The 642-nt window shown below is 65.4% G+C and carries 1 pseudogene; it reads left to right on the top strand.

The window, feature by feature from the left end:
- A pseudogene (locus tag PA598K_RS36970) lies at window positions 1–583 on the top strand (hypothetical protein); the annotation flags it as partial.
- Between the last annotated feature and the right edge of the window lie 59 nt (window positions 584–642).

Genomic DNA, 642 nt, shown 5'->3' with positions numbered 1-642 from the left:
CTTGCGTCACGGCGCGGCGCGTCTGCTCGGCGTACGGATCGCCACTGCGTTCGAGCCAGGCATCGTCAGGATGCAGAGCCTGGAGGAGGTGCAGGGCGGCTATCGATTGCGAGCCAGCGAGGCCAAGGGCTATTACGGCCCGCTGCCGTCCGAGCTGCTCCCGGATATCGCCGGCAGCGATTGCAGTCCCTGGTATGCGCTGCCGCATCATCTGCGCGAGCTGACGCACGAGCAGTACCATCAGCCGACGGTCGAGCTGACCGAGACCGACGAGGGCGGCTGGCTGCTGCGTCTGCGCTGCGCGGAGCCGGAGCTGCTGCTGACCCGGGTCATCCTGCTGTTCGGCAGCGAGTGCGAGCTCTCCGGGGAGCATCTGCAGGAGCAGGGCGACGGGAGGTACATGCTCGTCGAGGGGGCGATGCGCTGTCAGGCAGGCGCAGACTGGATCGAGGTGGACGGCGGCGCGCTGGACCATCTGGCATCGGCGGAGGATCAGGCGGTGCCTCGCGGTTGTCAGGCTGTCACGGTCAACCTGTTGACGCCCTACGAGCATACGATTGCGATTCGGTTGTCCCGAGGATAGCCCCATAGCTACATGCTGCGATGGGGGATATTTTGTTGAAGGGTTAAGCGCTTAACCCT

Source organism: Paenibacillus sp. 598K (assembly GCF_003851045.1).
Taxonomy (GTDB): domain Bacteria; phylum Bacillota; class Bacilli; order Paenibacillales; family Paenibacillaceae; genus Paenibacillus_D.
This window is presented reverse-complemented; position numbering and strand designations above follow the sequence as displayed.